The organism is Brevibacillus sp. M2.1A (assembly GCF_013284355.2).
Classification (GTDB): Bacteria; Bacillota; Bacilli; order Brevibacillales; family Brevibacillaceae; genus Brevibacillus.
Map to the genome: position 1 here is coordinate 3,793,001 of NZ_JABSUY020000001.1, position 26,261 is coordinate 3,819,261.

Below are 26,261 nucleotides of genomic sequence, written 5' to 3' on the forward strand. Positions count from 1 at the left end.
ATATTATATATTGTATATTGTATATTCTTTACATGAGTTAAGTTATTTCTACAAAAGTGGAGGCAAAAATGAAAAAAATCGATAATTCCAACAGTCTAATGGGTACAAAAACGGTTTGGGCTGGCGAAAAGGAGTTTAGTGTTTTTGGTTCTACACAAGTCCCTGTCGTGTTAAGTGTAGCTTATGGATATGATGATGTGGATGAATGGTATGACGTAGCGATCGGGAATAAACCAGGCCATATATACAATCGCATGACCAACCCAACTGTTCAGGCCTTTGAAGAAAAACTGAGAACGCTGGAAGGGGCCGAGCGAGCTATAGCGTTTTCATCCGGCATGGCTGCGATCAGCAGTACTTTGTATACATTTTTACGACCAGGTGACAGGGTGGTCTCCATAAAAGATACGTACGGAGGTACGAACAAAATTTTCACTGAATTTTTGCCCAATATTAATGTTGATGTTGTTTTGTGCAACACCGGCAATCAAGAAGAAATTGAAACAGAAATTCAAAAGGGCTGCCAGTTACTTTATTTGGAATCACCAACGAATCCGACATTGAAAATTGTGGACATCGAGCATTTGGCCAAGCTAGCAAAATCAGTCGGGGCATTGGTTGTTATCGACAATACGATTGCGACCCCTATAAATCAAAATCCGCTTCTACTCGGTGTTGATCTCGTTATTCACAGCGCCACCAAATTTTTAAGCGGGCATGCGGACGCATTGGGCGGAGTCGTTTGCGGTTCTCAGCAGTTGATGGAAAAAGTGTATCACTACAGAGAAATAAATGGAGCAACGATGGATCCTTGGTCCGCCTACCTCATTTTGCGGGGGATGAAAACATTAAAGCTCAGGGTAGAGCAGCAAGCGAAAAGCGCGATGGAAGTTGCCCGATTCCTGCAAAAACAAGAGTGCGTGGAAGCTGTCTATTATCCGGGATTAGAAAGCCACAAAAATCATGAGGTCGCCAAACGGCAGATGAGTGGATTCGGGGGTATTCTTAGTTTTGTTCTGAAAGGTGAAATGGAGGCGATTAAAGTTTTTTTGCCTCATTTGCGGTTAGGAAACCGGGCGGGAAATTTGGGTGCTGTCGAGACGATTTATGGCCCAGCTAGGACGACCAGCCATGTGGAATGCACGCTTGAGGAGAGGATGGCCTTGGGGATTTCTGAAGGATTGGTTCGTATGTCGGTTGGGATTGAAGATACGGAAGATTTGATTTCGGATCTCGAACAGGCATTGAACTATTTGGCTTCACAGATGAACAAAACAGCATTGTAGGAGGATCGAATCAGAATGACACACAAAGTAGCATTACTCGGTTTTGGAGTGGTAGGACAAGGATTGGCGGAAATTTTGGAAACGAAAGCGGACGCTTTATACGCAAATGTAGGTTTCGAGGCGAAAGTAGTAGCGATTTCTGATCTGATGAAAGGCTCCCTCTATCATCCAGACGGTCTGGATCTCTCTTTGGCTTTACGTATTGTGGGCGAAACGGGCAGTTTGCAGGGCTACCCTGATACCCCTGGCTTAATCAAAGGCTGGGACAGCTTTCAAACGATTAGGGAAAGCAATGCGGATACGATCGTAGAAATGACGTTCACGGATATTAAAACAGGTCAGCCAGCGATCGATCATTGTAAGGCTGCCTTTGAAAGTAAGAAAAATATCGTGATGAGCAACAAAGGACCCGTTTCTCTGGCATTCCGAGAGTTGGAGACAGTAGCAAAACAAAACGGGGTTCGCTGGTGCTATGAAGGAACAGTTATGAGTGGAACGCCATCCATCCGTATGCCACTCGTTTCATTGGTAGGTAACGACATCTCCGAAATTCGCGGAATTCTCAATGGAACAACAAACTATATCCTCACTAGGATGGAGGAAGGATTGACCTATGAGGACGCCTTGGCAGAAGCGCAATCTCTCGGGTATGCAGAGGCAGATCCGCGAAACGATGTCGAAGGCTTTGATGCTCAATATAAAGTAACGATTTTGGCAAACACGATCATGAACGCTCATATTCAAAGAGACGAGATCGCGCGTGAAGGAATTTCGAAACTTACCCCACAAGACATTCAATGGGCAAAAGAAAATAAGAAAAGATGGAAGCTGATCGCACGAGTTGTTAAAGAAGGGGAGCATGTAATGGCAAAGGTTGGTCCCGAAGCAATCCCGTTAACCGACCCGTTGGCAGGCGTATTAGGGGCGCAAAACGCGATCACCTATTACTGCGATTTGGCAGGTCCGATTACGCTTATCGGTGCAGGAGCTGGACGCACAGAGACTGGCTTCTCTATTCTCATTGATTTGATCAACATTAGCCGTGGCCAATTGTAGGGCAAAAGAAATTCGACTGGAGGTCTATACTTGATGATGACGGAAACTTTCATTAAAAAAAAGATGTTTCTAGCTGGGAAGTGGGTATCCCGCGATAAAGAAATGAACGTTCATAATCCGCATGATAATAGCATCATTGCAACGGTGCCGGCTGCTAATGAGGACGACGTACTGTTCGCCATTGAAGAGGCAAAAGATGGACAAACGATAGCGGCGGCCATTCCAGTGCATGAGCGGATGGCTATCATCCATCGTGCCGCTGATTGGATTTCCGAGAACAAAGAACTATATGCGAAGGTCATTGCTCTTGAGGGAAGTAAAACGATCCGGGAAGCAAGAAAGGAAGTAAGGCGTTGTGTAGAGACATTGCGGATCAGTGCGGAAGAAGCGAGACGAATTTACGGAGAAACGATACAATTTGACCAAATGCCAGGCAGCGAAAATCGCGTCGGCTATTACTACCGTTTTCCGATTGGCATCATTACTGCCATCACACCGTTTAACGATCCGTTAAACCTCGTCGCACACAAAATCGGACCCGCGATTGCTGCTGGAAATGCCATTATTGTCAAACCTGCGCCAACGACACCTTTGAGTGCCTTGCTGCTTGCAGAAGCATTTGATAGAGCGGGACTTCCTCCGAAGGTGCTCTCCATTATTACTGGCTTTACGAATGACATGGGGGAGGCATTAATCACTCATCCGGCAATTCGAATGATTTCGTTTACAGGTGGGCTAGCTACTGGAGAAGCGATCATGAAAAAAGCCGGGCTAAAAAAGATGAGCATGGAGCTAGGCTCAAACTCACCCGTCATCGTCTTGAAAGATGCTGATTTGGAACTAGCGGTAGAGTCGTCTGTGTCGGGTGCGTTTTGGGCAGCTGGTCAAAATTGTCTAGGAGTACAGCGCATTTATGCACAGGAAGAAATTTATGATGAATTCGTTGATCGGTTCGTCACGCTTACGAAACAATACCGAGTCGGAGACAAATTATCGGAAGAAACCGATATGGGTCCCATGATCTCGGAAAACGAAGCGAAACGAGTTGAGAATTGGGTGACTGAAGCGGTGCAGAAAGGTGCGACGCTGCTTTGCGGGGGGATACGTAACGGTGCCTATTACGAACCGACCGTATTAATCAATGTGCCGGCAAATTGCAAGATTGCGAAGGATGAAGTATTTGGTCCGGTCGTTTCTATTTTCAAGGTCGCGGATTTGGATACTGCTATACGTGAAGCGAACCAAGTACCTTTCGGACTTCAAGCTGGCATTTTCACACGTGAAGTGGACAAGGCATTTTCTGCTATTTACAAGCTAGAAGTGGGAGGTGTTATGATTAACGATAGTTCTGATTACCGTATCGATGCGATGCCGTTCGGGGGCGTGAAAGGATCGGGAATCGGTCGTGAGGGAATTGCCTTTGCCCTGCAAGAAATGACCGAACCGAAAGTAGTATGCTTCAGACTTTTAAAGTAACAGGGAACCACCATGCCTGAAAAACATTCATTTCACTAAGGGGTGGAACAACATGGGGCACATGAATGAAAAAGGTCAGACCGAACTACGTCGTACGATGAAAAGCAGACATTTGTTTATGATCTCCCTGGGAGGGGTAATTGGCACAGGGCTGTTTTTAAGCTCTGGCTATACCCTGAATCAGGCAGGTCCTGGGGGAGCGCTTCTTGCTTATCTGGTGGGTGGCTTAATCATGTATCTTGTCATGTTGTGCCTAGGGGAGTTATCAGTTGCCATGCCTGTAACCGGCTCTTTTCAAACCTACGCCACTAAATATATCGGGCCAGCAACCGGATTTACAGTAGGATGGATGTATTGGCTGACGTGGGTGGTTACAGTAGGCTCTGAATTTACAGCGTCTGGTCTTTTGATGCAGCGATGGTTTCCGGACACCTCTGTGTGGATGTGGAGCGCTATTTTTGGTGGAGTGATCTTTATAGCAAACGCGCTTTCCGTCAAGTTTTTTGCAGAAACTGAATTTTGGTTCGCAGGTGTGAAGGTCATTGCGATTATTTTGTTCATCATTTTGGGCGGCGCTGCGATGTTCGGATTTCTTCCATTGAAAACAGGATCACCCGCTCCCATGTTGTCTAATTTTTTTGGAGAGGGCGGTCTTATCCCGAACGGATTTCTCCCTGTAGTGATGACGATGATCTCCGTCAACTTTGCCTTCTCGGGAACGGAGCTAATCGGGATCACTGCTGGGGAAAGCGAAAACCCGGAGAAGAGTATCCCCCGTACGATGACGAACATTATTTGGCGAACGATGATATTCTTTATCGGTGCCATTTTTGTACTAGCTGGTTTAATTCCGTGGAGAGAAGCTGGCGTTATTGAAAGCCCGTTTGTCTTGGTCTTTGACAACATCGGGGTGCCTTACGCGGCCGATATTATGAATTTTGTCATTATTACGGCATTGCTTTCCGTAGCTAACTCGGGCTTGTATGCCTCAACCCGCATGCTGTGGGCTCTTTCGAAAGAAAATATGATCAGCCATCGACTGGGGAGAGTAAATTCCAAAGGTGTACCGATGAATGCTTTGATCATTAGCATGTTGATTGCGTGTTTATCGCTTCTGTCCAGTGTGTTTGCTGCTGACACCGTATATCTCGTTCTTGTTTCGATTTCTGGTTTTGCCGTAGTTGTTGTCTGGATGGCAATTGCAGCGTCCCAATTTATGTTTCGTAAGCGTTTTCTTGAGGAAAACAATGATATCAACGATTTGAAATACCGCACGCCTCTGTACCCGCTTGTACCGATTGCCGCTTTTGGTTTATGCCTCGCATCTTGTGTCGGACTTGCTTTTGACCCAAGTCAACGGATTGCGATCTATTGCGGTATAGCATTTATGGCTGGTTGCTATTTATTTTACTATATCAAAAATCGCAAAAAGCAAATCACCAAAACCAGCGACTCTATTGTGATGTAATGGAAATAAAAAATAGAACGAGAGTAGGTTCGGCGAACGATGAATCCGATTGCAACGATTTTAGAGAAATTTCCGATGATGATCCTCGATGGCGCCATGGCCACTGAGCTTGAGCGTCACGGATGCAATCTGAACGATAGCCTATGGTCAGCAAAAGTGCTGATGGAAAATCCCGAGTTAATTAAACGTGTGCATACGGAGTATTTTTTGGCGGGGGCTGACTGCGCAATCACGGCCAGCTATCAGGCTTCGGTGGAAGGATTTGTCCGGCGGGGAATGAGCCAGAGGGATGCGCTTCTTCTCATTCAGGCGTCCGTTCAAATAGCCGTACAAGCACGGGATGAATTTTGGAAAAACTCAGATGGCCGCCTGGATCGGCCAAAGCCTATTGTAGCTGCTTCAGTCGGTCCGTATGGTGCTTATTTGGCTGATGGCTCCGAATACCGAGGAGCTTATGAACTGAGCGAAGAGGAACTGATCGATTTCCACAGGCCTAGGATGAAAGCACTGATTGATGCAGGCGCCGATATACTTGCCTGCGAAACGATACCATGCTTGAGCGAAGCCAGAGCACTTGTCAGACTTCTGGAAGAATTTCCTGGAGTTTATGCGTGGATCAGCTTCAGTGCAAAAGACGAACTGCATATATCAGACGGCACACCGATCACGGAATGTGCAATATGGCTAGATAAAAAAGAGCAAATAGCCGCTTTAGGCATTAACTGCACGTCGCCCAGGAATATTCCTAGGCTTGTTCAGGAAATACGCAGTTGCACAATGAAGCCGATCGTCGTATATCCGAATGCAGGGGAGCGGTATGACCCGACAACCAAGACGTGGTACGGAGCATCTTCTAGAGATGGCTATGGCAACAATGCCCTTGAATGGTATGAATCTGGCGCCCGATTAATCGGCGGCTGCTGCAGAACAAAACCGGAAGACATAAAGGCCATCGCTGATTGGGCGAGGAAGTAATGATGATAGGACCTCATCGGACGACGATGAGGCTTTTTCTTTTGTAGATCGTGTAAATCATCCTCGTATTCGAATCGATCATTCAGAAAGAAACTTTGATACAATTGCTCCAAACGCATAGAGTAGGGGCATTCGAAAAAATTATCAGTACGAATCAAAAAGCCATTAGAATGAACACAAGTGGAAAGAGGATAGAAGTGTGTTAAGTTAAATCAAAACTTGATAGTGAAGAAGATAACAAATGAACTGAGAGTGAAAGAAGGATTGGGAAAAATGGAGAAATGATCAGAGTAAGAGGAATCATTTAAATGTTTGATTTCGTTTAGAAGCGAAGCACGTAATTAATCGATTTTCAGTGCGTATATTTAACAGTTCATGAAATAGCGTTTTCATGAACTGAAACAGCATTTTATAAAACCTCCTCTCTAGTAATTATCATAGCAGAGAGGAGGTTTTATACGATTAACTAACTTTCGAATCTTAAGGTCTCAATAGCTTGTTTCTTTTGCTCTAGATCTACATGAGTATAAATAGACGTTGTCGCTAAACTTTCATGGCCAAGCGCTCCTGCAACGTACGAATATCTACCTTTGAAGGACCGTCATTGGAACGCAAGAGCAGAGTCGCGAAGGTATGCCGCAAATGATGCAGTGTAAACCGGTGAGGGGGTAAGCCCGCATTTTGAAGGACTTCCTTAAATATCCAATGTAAGCCCCGAGGATCTATCCGTTGACCCATGTAATTCGTAAAAACCGGCTCGGAAGTATGTAATTGAAACGTTTCCAAGTGTTCCTGGTATTGCTTGATCAGTTGTCGCCAATAGCTTAAACTTCAAATGATTCCGTAACGATAACTTATGCTGATCATTCTCTAAAAACCGAAATAGCATCTGTAATTCGATTAACTTCATATAAACCGGTACTTTTTTGTCTGTTTTCGGCGCATGAATGCCCACCATAAAATCGTTCGATATCCAGTTTTCCTTGGACCCTCGTTAGAAAAGCCTCAAATACATGTAAATCGTACGCATAACTACGTATCGTATTCACAGATACATTTCGTTCAACCTCCGTATAAAACAAAAATTCATCCATTGCTTGTTTCATTTGCAAACTTAATCGTCCTCCTAGTAAATCGATTATAAGGACGCAACCGATTATTATGGACCGTCCACGAATCTTATTGGAACGGTTCCGAAACTTAGCTGGACGCAACTGATGATTATCCGGAACCTTTGCCAACCAGATTCCTGGAACCAAGAACCTTTAGTTATTGTCCCACTTGCTCTTTTTATCAGTTTACATAATATATATTATCGGACTCAAAATGAAATGCATAATTTCTGAGAGGGGCACTCACCTGTTTATTAGTTTTGTGTCACAAACTTGGTCGAACATGGATCTAACTGAATGATGCTGTAAAATATATAGCTTTTCTTTTTCTCATCTATTACTGCCATATGACATACATAGATGCACCCAAACTTGCTCTTAAAAACCTAATTTGTCAGTTTCAGTGCAAGACATTAACAGGCAGCAACAGAACTGTTGTGAACCATCCATCATCGAATAAGGCTTACTCAGACATTTATCAACGATCTGCTTAAATCGCTTAAATTTCATCAAAATAAAAAAATTCATTTTAAATAAAAAACAGTATTTACATTTATTGTAAATTCATATATATTATAATTAAGATCACTATAACTAAAAACGCCCGGAGGTCCCCAAATGACCAAAGTCATCCCAAAATCCAAAACGATCACCACTACGACGAAAAAAAGATCGTACGAAAATACCTTAAATAACCTGGCGCAATATCTCGAACGAAATAAGAAAAAATAACCAATAAAAAGAGTGCCACTGGAGGCACTCTACTTTGGCGTCTATTCGCTTTTCTTCTCTCTTTCCCCTATTTACCCACCTTCTATTCTTCTGCGGTTCCCATCCATTCCAACAAGTAAAAATCTGTTACCAAACGTACAATCTGTCCTTCAGCATCATAACCGATATAGCTCGCGTAGCTGCCGTCTCCCCAACCTGTTGAAAATATGGCAACATTACAGCCTTCCGCTAAATCAATTAGCCCCCAACTCCGCGTGTGTTTATACGTTTGATCCATTTTCTTTGTCAACGTCTCATAGAACATCTCGTCCTTCTCCATTTCTCGTTCCAAAAGCGTGCAAGATTCTGCATCCATGAACGAGCCTGTCCCCGCATCCACACCATAGCCAAAAAATTCACCTTCGCCAAGCTGCGATACATCTGACTCCGGCCAAACAGCCATTTTCCAAGACACGACAGGTTTATTAGAGAAGACAATCCGTGCCAATGCTACCCGTTCATCAGGCTCCAGAGCGTCATCCGTTTGCCCATCCTTTGACAGGGATTGAACTTGCGCGATAGCGAGCTGTACGGAGAAGCTCCCCTTTGGAAAAACCTCCACAAATGGTTCCGTCTCAAACATGACAAACGGATCGTTCGCCACGATTTTTCCAGTTTTTATCTGAAGTTTGCCTACATCTTGACGGAACAACCTGTATAAATAGCCATTCTGCTCTTTCGTATACCCTTCGTTAAATGCCGTTTCAAAAAATGCTGGGCATTTATCATTCATGATTCCTTCCCCCTTTTCCATCCTCTACATAAAATCCCACTGACGATAGTTTGCCAGTGGGATGTCGTCTGCATGCTAATTTACTTGATCAGAGCTGCGTCCAGCGCCACTTCAATCATTTCATTGAAAGTCGTTTGGCGCTCGTCAGCGGAAGTTTCTTCACCAGTTAGAATATGATCACTCACGGTGAGAATAGATAATGCGTTGCGTTTGTATTTTGCAGCCAATGTGTACAGCGCGGAAGATTCCATTTCAATTGCAAGCACTTGATAGGATGCCAATTTTTTGTACAAATCCAAGCTCTCACGATAGAAGCTGTCGCTCGTAAAGATATTCCCTACTTTGACAGGTAGATTGCGCTCAGTCGCTACTTGATACGCTTTGTGCAGCAATTCAAAGTTAGCAGTAGGAGCAAAATCAATCTGGTTGAACAGGAGACGATTTGTTTGGGATTCAGAGGATGCGCTCATGGCGATAATCACGTCACGTACTTTGATGTCTTCCTGGATCGCCCCGCAAGTGCCTACACGGATCAGGTTTTGAACACCATAAGATTCCATGAGCTCATTGACGTAGATCGAGATAGAAGGAACACCCATGCCCGTTCCTTGTACAGAAACGCGCTTACCTTTGTATGTACCTGTGAAGCCAAGCATGCCACGCACGTTGTTGTAGCACTCTGCTCCTTCGAGGAAAGTTTCAGCAATGTATTTGGCCCGTAGCGGATCGCCCGGCAGCAGGATGGTTTCAGCAATTTGACCTTGCTGTGCTCCAATATGGATACTCATAATCTGTTTGCTCCTTTATCAAGAAAAAATGACCTACTTGCCTATCGTACTACAAAAACCGAACAATGCAAAGTCAAGAGATCAAATGATTCCAGCGGCTTATGATGGCTTATTATGGCGCATTTACGCGTGACTTCAGCACATAGCCAATAAGCGATGCCCACAAATGGCATCGCCTCGACATCGGTTTCATTCATTTATGGGACATCACGTAATCCATTGCTTCCAGGTGATCTCCCAGGATCGTCCGGTTATCGCTCGGTTTATTCTTTCTTGGTGTCGTTCTTTTTCTCGTAAGTTTTGCTGATGCAATGTAAGGAGATGACACGACACGCAATTGATTCTGTAGAGCAATAGCGTGCGCAACTGCAGGTACGACCAAATGTTGAACGCCGATGATAGCGGCAGCTTGTCGCGTCATAGCAAAAGGTAATTCATACATCGAGGAAGTTCCTAGTTCATGACGTGAAACCAGGGCATTGAGAAATGTCTTCGCTAGCAAAATGGTGTCCGCTTCCATGGATGTTTGGCGGAGGGGTGTCATGCATTTTCTCAACGCAATGTCTGCTCCTTGGTAACACGATCTGACAAAGGCCTGCATATCATTTGCAGCTACGACGTGATCTGAATCGAGAAACAGCCACACATCTCCTGTGGCCTCCTTGGCACCAATTGCTCGCCATACATCATTTCCTAAAGGAAACGGGTACACAAACGCTGTGAGTGGACAGGAGGAGTAAGCGAGCATTTTTTTTACCGATTGATCCGGACAGCCATCCACAACGAGTACAATCTCCATGGGTCGGAGTTTCTCAATTTGTTTGAGCACTTTTTTGATCGTCCGCTCGTGGTGAACAGAGAGGATGACACTTAATCGATTTACATTCTGGCATTTCTCTTTGCCATTAATGTGCTCTTCTTCGCGTTTTTTTGTGGGATCTCGCATATTTCGCTTTGCGTTTGCCACCCCATACACCGCCCTCCTTAACGCGTGATTCTAGTTGAATGACCGAGCGCAAATGTAAAACGTCCGATGACTGCACCAAGTCGCGGTGTCTTTGTCCATCCTGCTCTGCGCGTCGCAGCTTCGTTCCACCCGTAAGTAACTGGATTGCCTTCGCATGCTCACGGTAAATCGTACGGATGTCTTTTCGCACAATATCACAAGTGCCGGTTGGTTGTTTTTCCACAGCAAACGGGGCGATTGTCGTCATTTTGAGCCCCAAGACAGTCGCTTGAACCAAAGCAACTGCCGGATTGCATAAAGTCTCGGAACCAATTGCCTCCAGCGCTTTTCTGCTTAAGGCAAAGGGAATATTCTCAAAGGAAGCGGAGCCCATACTTTTTTGACCAAGAAGATGATTCAACAGGCAATAGGCACTCCCTGCTGAACGGTTTCCTCTTTTGGATCCCCAATGGTCAGAGCATGTCGTGATAATGGCATCCGATCCCTTTTTGACCAGCGTGACATATTTCTTCAAGTATAAGAGAGGCATGGCGAGGCACTCGTCGATAAAAAGTACAACGTCTCCCCTCGCATGAGCAGAACCGATCGCTCTTGCCTCATAGCTGTCTACTTCCAAACCGGTTGAAATAACTTGTGCTCCCCATTCATTGGACAGGCTAGTTTCTTGGGAGCCCACACCGTTGCACACGACGATTACCTCCGTGTGTGGATCTATTCTTTTGACAACAGAAAGCAGTTTCTTCATATTCCTGGCGCTGTCACTCAATGGGATGATGACGGACACGGCAGGGCGATGATAGATTCGGTTGTCCATCTCACTCCCCCTCACCAGAGAAAAGTTCTTACTCTAATGTACGCTCGTTTTCCACAATTGGACACGGCATCTATCCCTCACGACTCAACAAGAGATGAGATGACCTAACAAAAAAACAGGACGCGCACAGTGACACGTCCTGTTTGGATTCTCATTTTTGTATTAGTAGAACCGCCGTTGAAGACTGCGCTCGCGAATTCGTTTATTCCTCTGTGCACGGGAAAACGTATACACGATTAAGAAAAGGTTCATTCCTAACCAGACGATTAATACGCTATAGCGGGCCAGTGGATGTGGGTTGCCACCTTCTGAATCCCCAAACACAGTAGTAGAAGCTGGAGCAGGCGGATCATGACGAAGCAACGGATAAGAGACGGCTAGTTTACCAGCTTGTACAGACAGTTTCCCATCTGCTTTTAGCTCTACTAAAGGCTCTAAACCTTTGGGAACCGTCGCATACAAATCCTCCTTGGCTGTAAAAGTCACAACCGAGTTGTTGCCAGGGACAGCAGCTTCTGAAAAAGAATCTCCTTTTTTGGCGATTGGTTTCGTCTCAAATCCTTGAAAGCCAAAGTCCAGTAGCTTTTTTACATCTTTGTAAGCATTTGCACTGGTAGAGGCCTTCATCGTGACCGCGATGAGCTCCGTTTCTCCACGCTTGGCGGAGCCTACCAGCGTATGCATCGCCTGATCTGTGAAACCGTTTTTGATGCCAGTTGCCCCTTCGTAATCGCGCAGGAGCTTGTTGTGATTCACTAGAACTGTTTCCCACGTTTGTCCATGCCAAGGCAGCCGCTTCGTGCCAACAATTTCCCTGAATACGGGGTTTTTCATCGCGTACTGCGAAATTTTGGCCATGTCGGCAACAGTCGTGTAATGATTCGGATCATGCAGTCCGTGTGGATTGGTAAAATTCGTTTCGCTGACACCTACTTTTTCTTTCAAAAAGGCGTTCAAATCCACTGCAAAACGCTCCGTCGTCTGGCCCATATGCTCAGCAATCGCTGTACCAGCGTCGTTACCTGAATTCATGAGCAGTCCGTATAACAAATTGCGCAGGGAAATCTGTTCTCCCTCCTCCAAATAAACACGTGTTCCTTCTTCACGGCGTGCTTTTTTGGAGACGGTGACAGTGTCATCCAGATTCCCTTTTTCTATCGCGTAAATACCTGTTGCGATTTTTGTAATACTAGCAGGGTACAACTTCTCATGAGGGTTCTTTTCAAACAAGACTTGTCCCGTTGTAGCATCAATCAGAATGGCTGATTGTCCAGTGAGAGTGTTAGGCTCCAGGCTTGATGACTCCTCGGCATAAGCGGAAGGCATGCCCAGGTTGAACAAAACCATCACCACAACGAGTAGGTTCGTTAGTAAAAAGCGCATGTGAGTCTATATCCTTTCCTACTTTGTCGCGTATTTTCAGGTTACATTTGGTCTGTAGACAACAAAAGACGTTATTTCAACCGGATTCCCAACAAATCGTGGATCATTTTAAACTTAGGATTGTCCGCAAAAGCCTCTTCGAAACCACTGACATGTTCCCTGTACAAGGCAGCAGCGGAATCAAGATCTTGCTTGACGTACAAAGAAAATATTTCTTCCAATTTTTCTTCCAGTGTCGTATCAACTTCTGCCGGTGTGAGAATTTCTTGACGCAAATTGTTCATCAACACGTCCAGCTGATGGGTGATCACGGACGCTTCATGAAGCTGCTGCAAAACGTTTGACGGAATGTTGCCCGCATATTTGTAGCGCAGTTCGTGTTCATTTGTCGCCCAAAAGTTCATTCCCAATGTACGAATTTGGATCTCACAAAAAAGTGTTTTCTTTTCGCTACCGTGGTAGACCGTATACGAGACGATCATGTGGATACTTCTATAGCCGGATTCCTTCGGGGCTGCTATATAGTCTTTGACATCGTGAATGACAATATCCTCCCGCTCCTGCAACAACTGCTGCACCTCACGCACATCGTCTACATAGCGGCATACGACTCGAAGGCCCGCGATATCCTGGACTTCCTTGGCGACGTCACTTTGCCAATGATCTCCCAAAAAGTCGATTCCTTTTTCGTTCGCCTTCTTTATTAAACTGTCGACTTTTTTCACTCGTCCGACAACAAATTCAATAGGAGAATAACGGCCGCTTTTTTGAAAGCCGTATTTAATTCCTTTTAGTTTTAACTTCAGCTCTTCAACTGCCTGTTCATACGGCGCCAAGAAATGAACCATGTTGTTGAGCACTTTGCTTGGCACATTTGTGACTCTCATGAAGACACCTCCAAATTACTTCCAGAGGAAAGGTGATGCGTCAAAAAACGGCTGCGGATTCACATACGTATTACCCACTAACATGCCGTAATGAAGGTGAGGACCTGTAGAAAAACCGGTGCTACCCATTTGTCCAATCACCTGTCCCTGTTTCACTTCTTGCCCTGTCTTTACTTCTAGCTTGGACAAGTGAGCATAAATGGAAAAAATATTTAACCCGTGATCGATGATGATGGTATTGCCTGTTAAGTACAAAGAGTCGGCCAGAACCACTTTCCCATGGTTGCTCGCCCAGATTGGTGTTCCTGTTTTGTTTGCGATGTCAATCGCCGCGTGCCGGTTGGCTGGTACACCATTTACTACACGTTGGTAGCCGAATGGAGTCGTTAATTTTCCGACTGCTGGCTGTTGAAACGGCTCCGTGAAATATGGAATCGCTCGCGAATTTGATCTGGCTGCATTGATCTTTTTTTGATCTGCATTGATTCGATTTGTATCCTGTCGCATTTTGTTAAGCTGTTTACTTACCGTGAGCTTGTCTACTTCGAATTTTTTCGGTGCGATTGTCACTGTTACGGAAAGTTTTTTGTCCGCAGAGGTAACTTTATAGGTCCCTGCTTTCGTGTTAAAAGGAATCGGGATAAACCGGGCGTACTCATCCTGTGTCTTTTGCAAACGATAGTTCTGAGAGAATAACGTTACGGTTTGTGGCTCCTTACTGCGTACAAAAATAACGTCCCCAGGATATGTTTTGGCTGGAGTTACGCTAATCGCTGGCTGTTGCTTCGTTGTTTGGGCGTAAACCCCTTCTACTGTCTGGCTAAATATGCTTGTCCCAGAGACGAGCGTCAATGCTGTGACCAACATGAGACTAACCATTGATTTGAACATAGACATGCTCCCTCCCATTTTCTAGTATAACAAAACACACCCTGAAAGGAAAAAGAAAAAGAAGGCTAATGAGCTAGCCTTCTCCAATCATTCCAAATGTAATCTTACTGTTTCTTCGAATAATCCGACATCATTTCCATGATGGATTGCACGCCTGTCAGCATTTCGCTTGCACGTTTGGTTTTTTGTGAGATGCCCTCAAAATCAAGTACCCCTTTTTTTCGGTCGTTCCATCTTTTAAACAATTCTTCGGCCATACCGGGGTTGCTACGGACCGCTCTAATCCGCATGGAATCTTCGAGGACCCACGCTTCAAATTCGGGATGCTTTTTTAAAAGCTGCTTGAATTCTTTTTTCTTCATAGCCGGACGTCGCTCCTTTCCACTGGACAAACGAGGATAGTTAACTGTTCGTTACACCATATGACTAGTCCGCGATTGTGCTTGTGTGTTTGCACACAAGTGGCAGAAAAGGGCGGCGTTTGGAAAAATAGAAAGGCCCCTTATTGAAGGGACCTCTCATCATCCAGCTATTTACTTGTCAGTACGTTAGACTTGACGGCCAGCCATTTGTTGCTCAGCAAAGCTCACCAGACGCTTGGTAATTTCGCCACCAACAGAACCGTTTTGACGAGAAGTAGTGTCTGGTCCGAGATTTACACCGAATTCAGATGCAATCTCATACTTGAGTTGATCCAAAGCTTGGTTCGCTTGAGGAACTAGCAGGTTGTTGGAGCTTCCACCGTTGTTTGCCATGATTGATTCCTCCCAACGCTTTTTTTCTCCCGGGACGGAGTTGAACCGCCTAGCGTTTTTTGCTTCTCACCTTGAGACCGGAAGTTGATATTCAAGAGTGGTTGTTGACCTCTTGTGGTACTATCATCCCACCGTAAAAAAAGTACATGCACGTTTTCACTTGATATTTCTGTTGTAAAATCTGACAAGGTTGTCCCGCTCCTTTATGCTATAATGGTGCGTATAGTTTGGTAGTGAGAGGGGCAAGGTTTTGTGAGTGATTCAGGAAAAGTACTGCTCATCGATGGCATGAGCTTTTTATTTCGCGCCTTTTATGGTTCTGCTTGGGGTGGAGCCTATCGCCAGACTTCAACAGGTGTGTACACAAATGCGGTTTATGGATTTACAAAAATGATGCTCGATTACGCAGAGTTGACACGTCCTACTCATCTCGTGGTGGGCTGGGATGTCGCTTCGCGCGAGTCTTTGGTGCGCAGTCAATGGTATGACGGATATAAATCAAATCGTCAAGCGGCACCGGATGAGCTCATTCCACAATTCGATTTGGTAAAAGAAGTAACGGATGCATTCTCGGTTCCGAACTTGGGTTGCCCAGGCTATGAAGGCGATGATGTATTAGGTACGCTCTCCACACGCCTTTCCGAAGAAGGACACGAGGTGATCATTGCGACAGGTGATTACGATAGCTTGCAACTCGTATCTGAGCGAGTAAGCGTTAAAATCCTGAAAAATGGTGGCAAACACGAGCATTATAATCCAGCGAGCCTCTTGGCATTGCGGGGAATTACACCTGAACAGGTCGTTGATGTCAAAGCTTTAATGGGAGATGCCTCTGACTGTATTCCAGGCTGCCCAGGAATTGGTGAAAAAACAGCGACAAAACTGATTACCGAGCATGGTGATCTGGATAACCTATATGTAAATCTGGCAAGCTGTACGCCTAAAATGCGCAGCAAGCTGGAAGAAAATCGCGATCAGGTGTACTTGAGCAAAAAGCTGGCTACGATTATTCGGGATGTTCCAGTAGAGTATGCGCTGGAGGATGCCCAATGGGAATACGATCGTCAAGTCGTTCAGAACAAATTCGACGAGCTTGAATTCGGACGTACGATGGCAGCGAGAGTTGGCTAATAAGGGTCCTAATCAACGGCTGAGAAGAAGCGGTCTATCCGCTTTTTTCAGCCGATTTCTTTATGCACTGTATAGTCGCTCCGTCAGTGAAACCCAGACGATTCGGCGATCCGTTTGGTCTCGGTATCTCCGTACCAAGTTTTCCTCTTCCAACCTGCTAATTAAGCCCGAAGTTGTACTGTTTGACAAATTAACAGCCTTGCTAATGTCTCCCATCGTTCTTGGCCCGTTTTCAAGAATTTCGAGAATCAATACTTGTTGCCAATTGATTTCATTTGTCTCTAACTCTTTTTGCGCAATATTTGAAAACAAGACATTGACTCCCCTTATAAGCTTGGCCAGCTTAATCAGTTCCTCCATAGTGTCCTCCTTTTGCAGCATCCATCATTTGAACAGGTTGCCTGGCTACGCTCAGCATAGGCGAAACAAATAAAGAAAAAAGTGGGTAAGAGATAAATTTTTTCTTAAGCTTCACTAAAAAATCCCGTCCCACGAGAGGAGACGAGATTTGGAAGTAGCGTCGAACGACTTATTTGGCTATTTGAAATACATCCAGGAGCAATCCTGTATTCTCCTCCCCATCCGCTTCCCAGCTCGTCGCAAATTTGACACGGTGAGAAACACCCAGCAGATCATACGTTTGTACAAGATGCTGCCTCGCAGAACCCACAATCAAGCTGTGCAAGCGAACTTGTTTCTGCTGACCCAAAGAGATGAGTTTTTCTTGGACATAAGGAGAAATGCCCCCAATTCCATCCGTTACCATGACAAAATCCGCACCTTGCCACGCTTGTTCCTTTTCTACCAGCTCGATGGCTCGCTTCATCGGGGCGTCGAAGTGCGTCCCGCCGCCAAACGCCATTTGCGCCAGGCCGTAAAAAGCAGGCCAATCCGGCTTTTTGTGATAGAGCGGTTGCTCTCTAATCTCACCTTTAGCCCCGAACAAGAGGAGGATAAAATCACGCTTTTCCAGCATCGAAAGGGCAGCAAACGTCATGATAAAAATTTGCGCAAGCCGCAGCTTACTTCCGCGCATCGAATGGGATGTGTCCAACATGCAGATCACCGGACCTTTTGGCGGTTCTTCTGCCCATCCCGAGGTATCGTAGGTCATGAGCTTTTGCTCCAGCCATTTGAGCATGAAGTAGTCCTCGAAGTCCGGATCAGCGAGAAGCACTGCTTCACCAGGCAGCATGTGTGCAATATCGCCCGATTGTCGCAAATCATAGTATTCCTCTGGAAAATGTCTGGAGCGAATTTCTTTGCGCTTTACTCGGAAGCGATGGACTTGCCTGCCTACCTCGTTTAGAAAAGCGACCAGATCAGGATGGCGCTTTAATTTCTCAATCCACTTCAAATACTGCTCAAAGCTTTGCCTCCGCAGCTTTCCTAGCTCATGCCCCCAGCTTCGGTTCGCAAAACGCTGACTGGCCGTAAATACCTCTTCGACAAAAAGCGTATCGAGTTCTTCAGTAGATAGCGTCGCCTTTAACGATTGCTCCAGCCATTGTCCCAGCTCTTTTTCAAAAGCGGCGATCGCTTCCTTCTCTTGCTTTTGCAGTCGATCTAGCTGCTTTTCACGTTGGACGAGCTCCCCCTCCAATTTTTTCACCTTTTGTAGAAGCTTGGTCCGTTTCGTGAACTGCACTTTCATTTCTTCTTGCAGCTCGGTAATGCGATTTTGCAAAGACAATACCTCTGCCCGCACTAACGGCTTGGTGTCCATGGCCTCCTGCTTGTCCTCCACGACCCGCTTCCCCTGCTGGAGAGTATAACCGACCAACTCGAGCTTGGCCTTTTGTTTTTCGGTTAGTAGCTCGGAAAGATGTGCTTGTTGGCTTCCTTCCTGACCTTGCTGTTCTTTCAAACCAGTTAAGAGTGGAGAGGGCCGTTGATCCTTCTCCCGCTGCTTCACTTCCTCGGAAAACGTCTCGGTCAGCCACAGCAAAGCCTTGATTGCGGTTTTGAACGACGCACTTTCCTGCCCGACCGTACGAGGATGAATCATGCGAGTAAAATACTGCTTCATGAGCGTACGAATCATCCAATGATGAAAAGGAGTGGATTCTTGCGTCAGATCGATCTCCGGCTTTTCCAAATAAAAAACGAGGAAAAAGTCAGCCAAGAGCTCCAAGTCAAACCATGCTGCTCGTGCTCGCGCCTCATGAACCCATTCCTGAGCGGTGCGCGAAGAGGCGAGGTATGTTTCAAATACATAGCGATCAACACCGCTAGCGCGAATGATCATACGATCTACCCCCTACAACGTAAAATCATAATCCGCCCCGGGGATTTCCTTGTCAAAAATCGTCCGATACGTGCGCTGGAGCTGCTGCAAAATCCGTTCGCCTTCAATGCGCAGATACGAATATTTGACCGCGTATTTTTCTACATGGGGAATCAAGCGGTTTTTTTCCAGGACATAGGCATGCAGATCGTGCTCCCGCTTCTCCCACTGAATGAGCCGATTACGCAAGTCTCGCGCCGTGTCTTCCACCTCATCGCGACTCTCCTCCAACAAACGGACATTGCGCTCCGTCGCTTCCTTGCCCAGCTTTGCGCCCACTTCCTTTTTAAACTGAAAGGCATGCAGCTCCGATTCTTTTTCCTTCCATTTATCCGCAATTTGTCCGAAACGCTGGAGTGGCAATTCATTCTCCATATCACTCTTCAACATTTCCGTAAATTGTTGTTCAAACACTTCCTGCATAACGGTTAAGTCCTCAGGGACATTCCACAGCATATGCGGAGTGAAAACCGTGTCCCAGATCGTCACTTGCTCACGTCCATGCAAGGCGGCAGAAGTACGCCATACATGCGCGATTTTGCTCCAGCGACGGTCGGAGAGCACATACTCTTTTTCTTCCAGGTCTTGTTTTAGGCGGTACAAGAAATAAATGATGGTTTCTGGAATGACCACTTGCTTCGCTGCCGCTTGAATATCCTTCACGTCATACAGCGAGAACACAACGGGAAGAGGCGTTGGTGGCAAAGAAAACATGCGCTCATAGCTGGATGCGTGCTTCAAATAGTGAACCTCGTAACGGAACAGGAAGCGGTCATAAAGAGCAGTCAATTGGTCATCGTCATCAGGAAGTTCATTCGATGCAGCGATTAAAAACTGCAAGGGAACCTCCTCTTTTTCTCTGCCATTGAAATAAATTCGTTCGTTCAATATAGATAGCAGCGCATTCAGAATCGCGCTGTTCGCTTTGAAAATTTCGTCCAAAAACGCAAACTGGGCGTTGGGCAAATAGCCCGTTGTTTTTCGTACGTATTGATCCAGTTTCAATTGCTGAAGGGAGACTGGACCGAATATCTCATCAGGTGTCGTAAAACGGGTAAGCAAATACTCGAACCAATGTTCTGATCCAAAAAGCTGAGAGACTGATCGTGCTAGCTGAGACTTGGCTGTACCCGGCGGACCGATTAACAAAGCATTTTCTCCGCTCATGATGCCGAGCATTAAAAGGCGAATCAGTTCACTTCTTTCCAGGAAACGGCGCTCCAATAGCTCAATTGCCTGGTCCATTTTACGTTGGATGGGTGTAGTCGAATTCATCGTAGTTGGCTTCACGACGGACTGGTTACGTACGTCGATATGCCGATCCCCCTCTCTTGCTTGGAACCCAAATATACGTCATTCATTAATAGTGGCATATCGTGGACAAAAATGCCAGTTTTGCAGATGCTTCACCCGTCTGCTCTAGGATGTGCGTTCACCCATGGCCTATTTTTCGCATATGTTGTGACATCAAGGTACTTTCATCGGAGTAACGAAAAAGGAGGGTGCGACATGGGAATCGAGCTTTTGTGGATACATGGTGTGTATGTCTTGTTCGTAATCGGCATTATTCTTGTGATGGTTTTGCGAAAAGATACGAGTTTGATCAGTATCGTGGGTATAGCGATCATCGGGTTCGTCGCGACAGGCTCTGTGACAACAGCCGTCGGCGGAATATTCGGCAGCTTCATCTACGCGATTACCGAGCTATTGCCGACGATTTTAGTCATCTGCATCATTGTTGCGATGAGTCACGTTTTGACCGATACGGGCGTAAATGAAACGATGATTCGGCCGATGACCCATTTGGTTCGAAATCCTGCATGGGCTTATTGGGTCATCGGGATCGTCATGATGGTCATTTCCTGGTTTTTCTGGCCTTCTCCAGCTGTCGCACTGATCGGAGCTGTCATGTTACCTGTGGCATTGCGCGCTGGCTTGCCTGCGATGGGTGTCGCCGTTTCGATGAACTTGTTTGGACATGGGATTGCACTGTCCGGCGATTATATTATTCAAGGCGCTCCCACTTTAACGGCCAAAGCCGCAGGAATTCCTGTTTCGGACGTGATTTCGGCTAGCGTCCCTCTCGTTATTATTATGGGCGTGGTGACTACTGCAATTGCATTCTGGTATTTGAAAAAAGACATGAAGCTCGGCGTGCTTGCATCTCCCAAAGAGACAGTCGTCCCCGATGCTGTTTTTACTTCCGCACGAGTCCCGTTGTCAGATGGCGTGCGGCGTACGTTGGCTGGGCTCGTACCAGTATTATTTGTCCTTGATGTCGTGGCCATGTTTGCTTTTGATTTACGCGGAGGTGATGCAACGGCGCTTGTGGGCGGAACCGCCTTGCTCATCCTCATCATCGCAACGATGCTGGCGCACAAGCAAAGTGGTCTCGAGCAGGTAACCACACATCTCATTCAAGGCTTTCAGTTCGGCTTTAAAGTATTTGGTCCGGTCATCCCGATTGCTGCTTTCTTTTATATGGGGGACAGTGGGTTTATCAAGGTGTTTGGGGAGGTGCTGCCACAGGGATCACACGGAATCGTAAATGACCTCGGTGTGGCGCTTGCACATACGATTCCCATTAGCAAGGAAGTAGCTGCCCTCACAGTATCCGCAGTGGGTGTCATTACAGGGCTGGATGGCTCAGGCTTCTCCGGGATTACACTGGCTGGCTCTTTGGCCCAACTGTTTGCAACTGCTCTGGGTGCCGGTGCCGCAACGTTAACAGCGCTCGGACAAATTGCCGCCATCTGGGTCGGCGGTGGAACGATCATTCCTTGGGCATTGATACCTGCTGCAGCCATTTGTGGAGTAGATCCTTTTGAGCTGGCAAGACGAAATTTGTATCCCGTGGCGATTGGGCTTTTGGTGACGACAATCGTGGCGATGTTTCTTCTGTAAAATGTCGGTATTTATACGAAAAAGCGAATGGTCACGAGCCATTCGCTTTTTTTCCTTGGTTAGGTTATGAGATAGACGAGTTTTCTCATTCTGTTTTTCTCCGAGACTCATACACTTGTACTAGCCTCTATTTGGATAGGAAAGGAAAAAACCAGTATGAAGTTGTGGGGAAAAAGTATCCAAGTCGCAGCGACGTACATTGGGACCGTCGTGGGCGCCGGGTTTGCGAGCGGTCAAGAAATACTCGCGTTTTTCACCGCCTACGGCCATGCCGGAACAATCGGCATCCTGCTCGCCACATCTCTTTTTGTCTGGCTGGGCTACAAGATGATGCTAATCGCTCATCAATTGCGCACACCCTCCTATGAATCCTTTAATCAAAAACTGTTTGGACCGATGATTGGTCGTACGATGAATATTTTGGTCTTTCTCACCCTTTTTGGCGTAACGACTGTCATGTTGGCAGGAGCGGGCTCAGTCTTGGAGGAGCAGTTTGACATCCCGTATTTGATCGGGACCACAGCCACTGTTTTGCTCGCCCTGTTGATTCTGCGAAAAGGGTTGGAGCAGCTACTCGTCGTGAATGCGATTGTCGTTCCGTCCATGGTATTGTTCGCTTTGCTCATTTTGCTGGATGGCACCGCAGAATCTCCCATGCCTCTCTCACCCCCATCCGATTACTCCTTCTTATGGAAAACAGTCTTATACGTGTCGTTTAATCTGGCCATGGCCCAATCCGTTCTCATCCCGATCGGCTATGCGATCCGCGACAAGGTTGTTTTGTTTCGGGCAGCCGTCATTGGCGGAGTCGTGCTTGGATTCATGCTCCTCGTCGTCCATACGGCCATGTTGGCCAACTGGGACGACGTCCGTCTCATGAATATCCCGATCCTTTTTGTAACAGACCAATGGAACGAGTGGCTTCAATTGTTCTTTGTTTTCGTGCTCTATTCCGAGATTTTTACTACATTGATTTCTAATGTATTCGGAATTGGTCAGCAGTTGCGTGAATTACTGGACGTTCCGGAATCGCGGCTATATTTGTATTTGTTCTCTACTGCTTTCGTATTGTGCCTGATTGGGTATAGTCAGTTGCTCATGTTTTTGTATCCGTTGTTTGGGTATTTGGGGTTGTCTACGCTCTGTCGGATTTCGGTTCCAGGGAATGTAATCAGAAAGCGTTTTTGATTGCAGAACCATTAAAACATTTCCGCCCCTTCTTCCATGCCGATAATGTTCGGATTTAAAGTGAATGAAGGGCCCACATAAAAGTATTACCCCCGTAATTTTTTTAACAAGGCACAAAGAGGTCGCTTTAAAACCGAACAATAATGTAATAATTAGATATAAAATACGGAATTTACATTTTCGCTGATTTGTTTCTCGTAATATATACTTCTGATGGATTCTTTGTTCCCTGAGTTGAATAAAATTCGTAGCCACATTAATAACTCTTTCATTTTTTTACAAACGTATGGTAACATTTGTAACCATGGAACCGGCATAGATTAAGGACCAACTCATCAACCTACTAGAAAGGAATTCCTATCGTGAAATTTTTTACCTTATTAAAAACCATGCTCGTTCTGTTACTCACCTTCTTCTCAACTTCTCCAATCAAGGCCGAAGAGCAGCAAGACTCATCAAGATTACCGGAATTGCCAGTGGTGTATCAAAACCTGCAAATACCGTCTCATTTGACAGAGCCATTCTTTCTTTTCACGAAGCAACCACTTTACAAGCGCGATTCACCCCCAACGCAGTACACCATGTCTTTGGTTTCAACGTCTGGAAAAGTATTAAAAAGCATTGTGCCCCCCTATAAAAGTGAGGTGTACCCACTCCAAAATGGGTACGGTTATTTGTTTGATACTGGTTTTTTTAAGCATATGGACTATTACTTCTACGATAAGCAGGGCAATGTTAAGAAAATGATTACCTGTTGCGATGTTGGCTCTTCTCAAGCAGATACATGGAGAATGGTTTACGGGCACGGACTATCCGGGAAACCTGCCGTATCTGTACAATGCCAAAACAGGGAAAATTACCAAGAAGTTTCCCGACGCGGATCATCCATTCTACTTAGCCGAACGGACTACGAAAACGTTTGATCCGTACTACTTGCCCTATGGTGAAATGGTAAAAGACGCAAAAGGGAACGAATACTACAAGATGGGCATGCGAACTATTCACGGAAAAATACTGAGCAAGCCATTTTTCGATGAATATTTCGGGTATGGTGAAGGCTGGCATCGAGTAAAAATAAATGGACAGACGCATTTTATCAGCAATGAAGGCAAAATTATGCTGAAGTCTTCTCGTAACTATAAAGTTGAATCGAATATGCACAGTGGAGCATTTATTGTCTCAGGCAAGCTGGGGAACGAAGAATTTTATGTGCTGATGAATAAAAAGGGACTCATAGTTTCCAAAAAGTATGCGTTTATCCACCCGACATCCGATGGCCATTTTCTGGCTGTGACGAAAACCAACAAGCAATATACCTTTACTAAAATAAATGCAGCAGATAAAGTCGTCTCCCCTCAACAATATGTGCTAAATAAGCCAGAACAAATAAAAGAGCTCAAGCAGACGGGACAATTATTCCATACGGATACCCAGGTCATTGCGAACACAGCTAACAATCAAAGCTTCAACTTTCCACATCAATTGCTGATCACTCCTACGAATGAGACAGTCGCCATCGAGTACACCATCTCGGGAACCAAAAAGATTGGCGTGTATACGCATGACGGCAAGCTGATCTATGAGGAGATTATCAAATAAGTAGGTACCAGTGAGCCTGACTTCTCTTAAATTCTCATACTAACAAATAAAAGCACGACAATCTCCTGAAACAGGGGGATGGTCGTGCTTTTTCCTATTAAGTTCCTAGTACTCCTAAGTGATTATTCCAATCCAGCAGGCTTTTCCCTTCCATCTAACGGATACCAGCGAAGCACATCACGCGGAGGGCTTGCCAACCCTTCCTCCAACAAGACACACTTCCAAATTTCATCCCCCGGCCCATCGGTTGTATCGCCGTCATTGATAACAGGACCATTCTCGTATACATAGTTCGATATATTGCGCAAGAAACTCGCGACCTCATTCGGATCGTAGGCATCCCCATTAAATACCGCCTCATGATCGATCACATCCAACTGCTGCATGCCGACGGTATCCATCAAGAGCCATCCCTCTGAAAGATTGAACAACCGGACATTGGACCATAGCTCCAGCGGAAGGAGCTGGATTTGCTCATAACGTTGATTCAGCTCTTGCATCAGCTCGGCAGACGCGACGCACTCCCCATTCGGATTAAAAAAGCAAAGGGCTTCTGGCATTTTCAACAGCGACTCAGCGATGGCAGTGACCGTCATCAACTCCGGGAGCGCTTCATAATCTTCAGGCAGCACAGGAGCCTGATCGTCCGACTCCCCTAGCACGAAAGAAGAGCGAATACGGATAAACGCTCCGTGCTCAGATGCGGCTTGCCGCCCTTCGGGATATCCCCACGACTGCTGAGCTGCCCGCTCCAGGCTATTCGAGAACGTAAACGGTCCGAAAAAGCCCATCGACCAAGCGCCAAACAGCATCGTATCTTCTGCTGGGTCTCCCATTGCATCCGGCCAAGGCTTATCGACGACATCGACCTGAATATATCCGTTTACTTCTGGACGATACGGAATAAGCAAGCTAGGGCCGCTAAACACCCATTGGTCGAACGTTTCCATGATGTTCGCAATTTCGAATTGATTTTTGAGCATATCTGCTATTTTGTGAATCGGAACCGCCGTTGACAGCAAGACGGCAACTCCTTGAGAATACATACCTTTTGGCATATCGTCATCTTCTTTCCAATGTGGTTTTATGAGTCATGGCGTCCTTTATGTAACGGTAAAACCGATTGCTTGAAGCTCCTTCATCGCCATTTCCAGATCAACTTCTGGATTCAGCCCCATCATCATTTCTTTAGTGATGGAAGTATTCGTAAATACATGACCAACTACATCAAGTGGGACCTTCACCTCGTAGTAGGCCTCCGCCCACTCTACATAGTCTTCTGGATGATCATATATCATCCCAAGCAAAAAATTTGATCCGTCATCCAGCCCTTGCGGATTATGTACGTCTCCCGTTTTCCATACGTGATCGGTAGATTCTCGCCAAAGGCAAAATGTAACTTCCTCCTTGGTTAACGCTTCGTCATCGAGTCGATGAAGCAAAGCAGGAGGGATTTGCTCATAGATACCAGGCCAGACTTCGTATTCTTCCCTGGTATGTGGACTCATTTCCGATTCATGATCGAATCCTTTTACAATAACACCCTCAGGGGTGAACAGGATGTAAAGATCGTCGCCTGAACCGTTGCTAACGCTCGCGAATGTCGTGTTTTCATCCCATTGCGGATCGAACTGATATCTGCGCAGCCACTCCTCTTCACACAATACAATATCCAGTGCGCTCAGGATAAGCAGACGCTGTTTTAATACTTCGGGCTCCAAGAAAGGCTTAGGCCAAATGCTCATGTTAGATTCTCCTTTCATTCCCAAGATACTGTCAATAACCCGTCT

The 26,261-nt window shown here is 45.8% G+C and carries 25 protein-coding genes; 9 read left to right on the plus strand and 16 right to left on the minus strand.

Annotated elements, in window-relative coordinates; translation table 11 throughout:
• The first annotated feature begins 68 nt into the window (after positions 1 to 68).
• Genes HP567_RS18200 through mmuM form a run of 5 tightly spaced genes read left to right on the plus strand, consistent with a single transcriptional unit; the run spans position 69 to position 6,261 of the window.
• Entirely contained in the window at positions 69 to 1,286 is a 1,218-nt protein-coding gene (locus tag HP567_RS18200; RefSeq protein WP_173607672.1) for a cystathionine gamma-synthase family protein, read from the plus strand.
• A gap of 15 nt (positions 1,287 to 1,301) precedes the next feature.
• Positions 1,302 to 2,342: a homoserine dehydrogenase gene (locus HP567_RS18205; RefSeq protein WP_015891314.1), complete on the plus strand. Its 1,041-nt coding sequence runs from the start codon at positions 1,302 to 1,304 to the stop codon at positions 2,340 to 2,342.
• Positions 2,343 to 2,375: 33 nt separating this feature from the next.
• Positions 2,376 to 3,818 carry an aldehyde dehydrogenase family protein gene (locus tag HP567_RS18210; RefSeq protein ID WP_173607673.1) on the plus strand — a complete coding sequence of 481 codons (1,443 nt, stop codon included), beginning with the start codon at positions 2,376 to 2,378 and terminating at the stop codon, positions 3,816 to 3,818.
• Positions 3,819 to 3,870: 52 nt separating this feature from the next.
• The gene (locus tag HP567_RS18215; protein ID WP_229088064.1) at positions 3,871 to 5,286 is read left to right on the plus strand and encodes an amino acid permease; all 1,416 of its coding nucleotides are present in this window, start codon (positions 3,871 to 3,873) and stop codon (positions 5,284 to 5,286) included.
• A gap of 39 nt (positions 5,287 to 5,325) precedes the next feature.
• Positions 5,326 to 6,261 (plus strand): homocysteine S-methyltransferase, encoded by a 936-nt coding sequence (gene mmuM / locus HP567_RS18220; protein WP_173607674.1) that lies wholly within the window; start codon positions 5,326 to 5,328, stop codon positions 6,259 to 6,261.
• Between the two features lie 543 nt (positions 6,262 to 6,804).
• Here mmuM and HP567_RS18225 read toward each other — a convergent pair.
• The 11 genes from HP567_RS18225 to HP567_RS18275 all read right to left on the minus strand — a co-directional run bounded on the left by HP567_RS18225 (position 6,805) and on the right by HP567_RS18275 (position 15,362).
• The gene (locus HP567_RS18225) at positions 6,805 to 6,999 is read right to left on the minus strand and encodes a tyrosine-type recombinase/integrase (RefSeq protein WP_370648071.1); all 195 of its coding nucleotides are present in this window, start codon (positions 6,997 to 6,999) and stop codon (positions 6,805 to 6,807) included.
• A gap of 125 nt (positions 7,000 to 7,124) precedes the next feature.
• Positions 7,125 to 7,367, minus strand: a complete 243-nt coding sequence (locus HP567_RS18230; protein WP_229088227.1) for a site-specific integrase — start codon at positions 7,365 to 7,367, stop codon at positions 7,125 to 7,127.
• Positions 7,368 to 8,187: 820 nt separating this feature from the next.
• Complete coding sequence (locus tag HP567_RS18235) at positions 8,188 to 8,877, minus strand: DUF4241 domain-containing protein (protein ID WP_173607675.1); 690 nt, start codon at positions 8,875 to 8,877, stop codon at positions 8,188 to 8,190.
• Between the two features lie 80 nt (positions 8,878 to 8,957).
• Positions 8,958 to 9,665: a purine-nucleoside phosphorylase gene (gene deoD / locus HP567_RS18240; RefSeq protein WP_173607676.1), complete on the minus strand. Its 708-nt coding sequence runs from the start codon at positions 9,663 to 9,665 to the stop codon at positions 8,958 to 8,960.
• A 193-nt stretch (positions 9,666 to 9,858) separates the two neighbouring features.
• On the minus strand, positions 9,859 to 10,611 hold the full coding sequence (locus HP567_RS18245; RefSeq protein WP_173608355.1) for a glycosyltransferase: 753 nt from the start codon (positions 10,609 to 10,611) through the stop codon (positions 9,859 to 9,861).
• Positions 10,571 to 11,446, minus strand: coding sequence for a glycosyltransferase (locus HP567_RS18250; RefSeq protein ID WP_173607677.1), 876 nt, complete (start codon positions 11,444 to 11,446; stop codon positions 10,571 to 10,573). The genes HP567_RS18245 and HP567_RS18250 overlap by 41 nt, the downstream gene beginning before the upstream one ends.
• Before the next feature lie 162 nt (positions 11,447 to 11,608).
• Positions 11,609 to 12,829, minus strand: a complete 1,221-nt coding sequence (locus HP567_RS18255) for a D-alanyl-D-alanine carboxypeptidase family protein (protein WP_173607678.1) — start codon at positions 12,827 to 12,829, stop codon at positions 11,609 to 11,611.
• Positions 12,830 to 12,900: 71 nt separating this feature from the next.
• Positions 12,901 to 13,716, minus strand: a complete 816-nt coding sequence (locus HP567_RS18260; protein ID WP_173607679.1) for a GTP pyrophosphokinase — start codon at positions 13,714 to 13,716, stop codon at positions 12,901 to 12,903.
• Between the two features lie 15 nt (positions 13,717 to 13,731).
• A complete protein-coding gene (locus HP567_RS18265) occupies positions 13,732 to 14,607 on the minus strand; it encodes a M23 family metallopeptidase (RefSeq protein ID WP_173607680.1) in 876 nt (291 codons plus the stop codon).
• A 104-nt stretch (positions 14,608 to 14,711) separates the two neighbouring features.
• Positions 14,712 to 14,969, minus strand: coding sequence for a hypothetical protein (locus HP567_RS18270; RefSeq protein ID WP_173607681.1), 258 nt, complete (start codon positions 14,967 to 14,969; stop codon positions 14,712 to 14,714).
• A 186-nt stretch (positions 14,970 to 15,155) separates the two neighbouring features.
• The gene (locus HP567_RS18275) at positions 15,156 to 15,362 is read right to left on the minus strand and encodes an alpha/beta-type small acid-soluble spore protein (RefSeq protein ID WP_047067213.1); all 207 of its coding nucleotides are present in this window, start codon (positions 15,360 to 15,362) and stop codon (positions 15,156 to 15,158) included.
• A gap of 252 nt (positions 15,363 to 15,614) precedes the next feature.
• Here HP567_RS18275 and HP567_RS18280 point away from each other — a divergent pair, with 252 nt between their 5' ends.
• Positions 15,615 to 16,493, plus strand: coding sequence for a 5'-3' exonuclease (locus tag HP567_RS18280; RefSeq protein WP_173607682.1), 879 nt, complete (start codon positions 15,615 to 15,617; stop codon positions 16,491 to 16,493).
• Between the two features lie 60 nt (positions 16,494 to 16,553).
• Here HP567_RS18280 and HP567_RS18285 read toward each other — a convergent pair whose 3' ends face one another.
• The 3 genes from HP567_RS18285 to HP567_RS18295 all read right to left on the minus strand — a co-directional run bounded on the left by HP567_RS18285 (position 16,554) and on the right by HP567_RS18295 (position 20,055).
• Positions 16,554 to 16,853, minus strand: coding sequence for a MarR family winged helix-turn-helix transcriptional regulator (locus HP567_RS18285; RefSeq protein WP_173607683.1), 300 nt, complete (start codon positions 16,851 to 16,853; stop codon positions 16,554 to 16,556).
• Positions 16,854 to 17,022: 169 nt separating this feature from the next.
• Positions 17,023 to 18,741, minus strand: a complete 1,719-nt coding sequence (locus HP567_RS18290) for a hypothetical protein (protein WP_173607684.1) — start codon at positions 18,739 to 18,741, stop codon at positions 17,023 to 17,025.
• 12 nt (positions 18,742 to 18,753) lie between these two features.
• Positions 18,754 to 20,055 (minus strand): AAA family ATPase, encoded by a 1,302-nt coding sequence (locus HP567_RS18295; RefSeq protein WP_173607685.1) that lies wholly within the window; start codon positions 20,053 to 20,055, stop codon positions 18,754 to 18,756.
• Between the two features lie 234 nt (positions 20,056 to 20,289).
• Here HP567_RS18295 and HP567_RS18300 point away from each other — a divergent pair, with 234 nt between their 5' ends.
• The 3 genes from HP567_RS18300 to HP567_RS18310 all read left to right on the plus strand — a co-directional run bounded on the left by HP567_RS18300 (position 20,290) and on the right by HP567_RS18310 (position 24,471).
• Positions 20,290 to 21,684: a hypothetical protein gene (locus tag HP567_RS18300; protein WP_173607686.1), complete on the plus strand. Its 1,395-nt coding sequence runs from the start codon at positions 20,290 to 20,292 to the stop codon at positions 21,682 to 21,684.
• Between the two features lie 156 nt (positions 21,685 to 21,840).
• Positions 21,841 to 22,872: a YkvI family membrane protein gene (locus HP567_RS18305; RefSeq protein WP_173607687.1), complete on the plus strand. Its 1,032-nt coding sequence runs from the start codon at positions 21,841 to 21,843 to the stop codon at positions 22,870 to 22,872.
• Positions 22,873 to 23,631: 759 nt separating this feature from the next.
• Positions 23,632 to 24,471 carry a hypothetical protein gene (locus HP567_RS18310; RefSeq protein WP_229088069.1) on the plus strand — a complete coding sequence of 280 codons (840 nt, stop codon included), beginning with the start codon at positions 23,632 to 23,634 and terminating at the stop codon, positions 24,469 to 24,471.
• A gap of 122 nt (positions 24,472 to 24,593) precedes the next feature.
• On the opposite strand, the gene HP567_RS18315 is transcribed toward HP567_RS18310, so the two are convergent.
• Together HP567_RS18315 and HP567_RS18320 are read right to left on the minus strand one after the other, a co-directional pair.
• Positions 24,594 to 25,529 (minus strand): DUF4261 domain-containing protein, encoded by a 936-nt coding sequence (locus HP567_RS18315; protein ID WP_173607688.1) that lies wholly within the window; start codon positions 25,527 to 25,529, stop codon positions 24,594 to 24,596.
• Between the two features lie 45 nt (positions 25,530 to 25,574).
• Positions 25,575 to 26,216 carry a hypothetical protein gene (locus tag HP567_RS18320; RefSeq protein WP_173607689.1) on the minus strand — a complete coding sequence of 214 codons (642 nt, stop codon included), beginning with the start codon at positions 26,214 to 26,216 and terminating at the stop codon, positions 25,575 to 25,577.
• Positions 26,217 to 26,261: the final 45 nt, after the last annotated feature.

Excerpts from the sequence above, each read along its gene's own strand:
- HP567_RS18200 (WP_173607672.1), top strand. The coding sequence starts at position 69 with ATGAAAAAAATCGATAATTCCAACAGTCTAATGGGTACAAAAACGGTT.
- HP567_RS18205 (WP_015891314.1), top strand. The coding sequence starts at position 1,302 with ATGACACACAAAGTAGCATTACTCGGTTTTGGAGTGGTAGGACAAGGA.
- HP567_RS18210 (WP_173607673.1), top strand. The coding sequence starts at position 2,376 with ATGATGACGGAAACTTTCATTAAAAAAAAGATGTTTCTAGCTGGGAAG.
- HP567_RS18215 (WP_229088064.1), top strand. The coding sequence starts at position 3,871 with ATGGGGCACATGAATGAAAAAGGTCAGACCGAACTACGTCGTACGATG.
- mmuM (WP_173607674.1), top strand. The coding sequence starts at position 5,326 with ATGAATCCGATTGCAACGATTTTAGAGAAATTTCCGATGATGATCCTC.
- HP567_RS18225 (WP_370648071.1), bottom strand. The coding sequence starts at position 6,999 with ATGGGTCAACGGATAGATCCTCGGGGCTTACATTGGATATTTAAGGAA.
- HP567_RS18230 (WP_229088227.1), bottom strand. The coding sequence starts at position 7,367 with ATGAAACAAGCAATGGATGAATTTTTGTTTTATACGGAGGTTGAACGA.
- HP567_RS18235 (WP_173607675.1), bottom strand. The coding sequence starts at position 8,877 with ATGAATGATAAATGCCCAGCATTTTTTGAAACGGCATTTAACGAAGGG.
- deoD (WP_173607676.1), bottom strand. The coding sequence starts at position 9,665 with ATGAGTATCCATATTGGAGCACAGCAAGGTCAAATTGCTGAAACCATC.
- HP567_RS18245 (WP_173608355.1), bottom strand. The coding sequence starts at position 10,611 with ATGCGAGATCCCACAAAAAAACGCGAAGAAGAGCACATTAATGGCAAA.
- HP567_RS18250 (WP_173607677.1), bottom strand. The coding sequence starts at position 11,446 with ATGGACAACCGAATCTATCATCGCCCTGCCGTGTCCGTCATCATCCCA.
- HP567_RS18255 (WP_173607678.1), bottom strand. The coding sequence starts at position 12,829 with ATGCGCTTTTTACTAACGAACCTACTCGTTGTGGTGATGGTTTTGTTC.
- HP567_RS18260 (WP_173607679.1), bottom strand. The coding sequence starts at position 13,716 with ATGAGAGTCACAAATGTGCCAAGCAAAGTGCTCAACAACATGGTTCAT.
- HP567_RS18265 (WP_173607680.1), bottom strand. The coding sequence starts at position 14,607 with ATGTTCAAATCAATGGTTAGTCTCATGTTGGTCACAGCATTGACGCTC.
- HP567_RS18270 (WP_173607681.1), bottom strand. The coding sequence starts at position 14,969 with ATGAAGAAAAAAGAATTCAAGCAGCTTTTAAAAAAGCATCCCGAATTT.
- HP567_RS18275 (WP_047067213.1), bottom strand. The coding sequence starts at position 15,362 with ATGGCAAACAACGGTGGAAGCTCCAACAACCTGCTAGTTCCTCAAGCG.
- HP567_RS18285 (WP_173607683.1), bottom strand. The coding sequence starts at position 16,853 with ATGGAGGAACTGATTAAGCTGGCCAAGCTTATAAGGGGAGTCAATGTC.
- HP567_RS18290 (WP_173607684.1), bottom strand. The coding sequence starts at position 18,741 with ATGATCATTCGCGCTAGCGGTGTTGATCGCTATGTATTTGAAACATAC.
- HP567_RS18295 (WP_173607685.1), bottom strand. The coding sequence starts at position 20,055 with ATGAATTCGACTACACCCATCCAACGTAAAATGGACCAGGCAATTGAG.
- HP567_RS18300 (WP_173607686.1), top strand. The coding sequence starts at position 20,290 with ATGGGAATCGAGCTTTTGTGGATACATGGTGTGTATGTCTTGTTCGTA.
- HP567_RS18305 (WP_173607687.1), top strand. The coding sequence starts at position 21,841 with ATGAAGTTGTGGGGAAAAAGTATCCAAGTCGCAGCGACGTACATTGGG.
- HP567_RS18310 (WP_229088069.1), top strand. The coding sequence starts at position 23,632 with ATGTTGGCTCTTCTCAAGCAGATACATGGAGAATGGTTTACGGGCACG.
- HP567_RS18315 (WP_173607688.1), bottom strand. The coding sequence starts at position 25,529 with ATGCCAAAAGGTATGTATTCTCAAGGAGTTGCCGTCTTGCTGTCAACG.
- HP567_RS18320 (WP_173607689.1), bottom strand. The coding sequence starts at position 26,216 with ATGAGCATTTGGCCTAAGCCTTTCTTGGAGCCCGAAGTATTAAAACAG.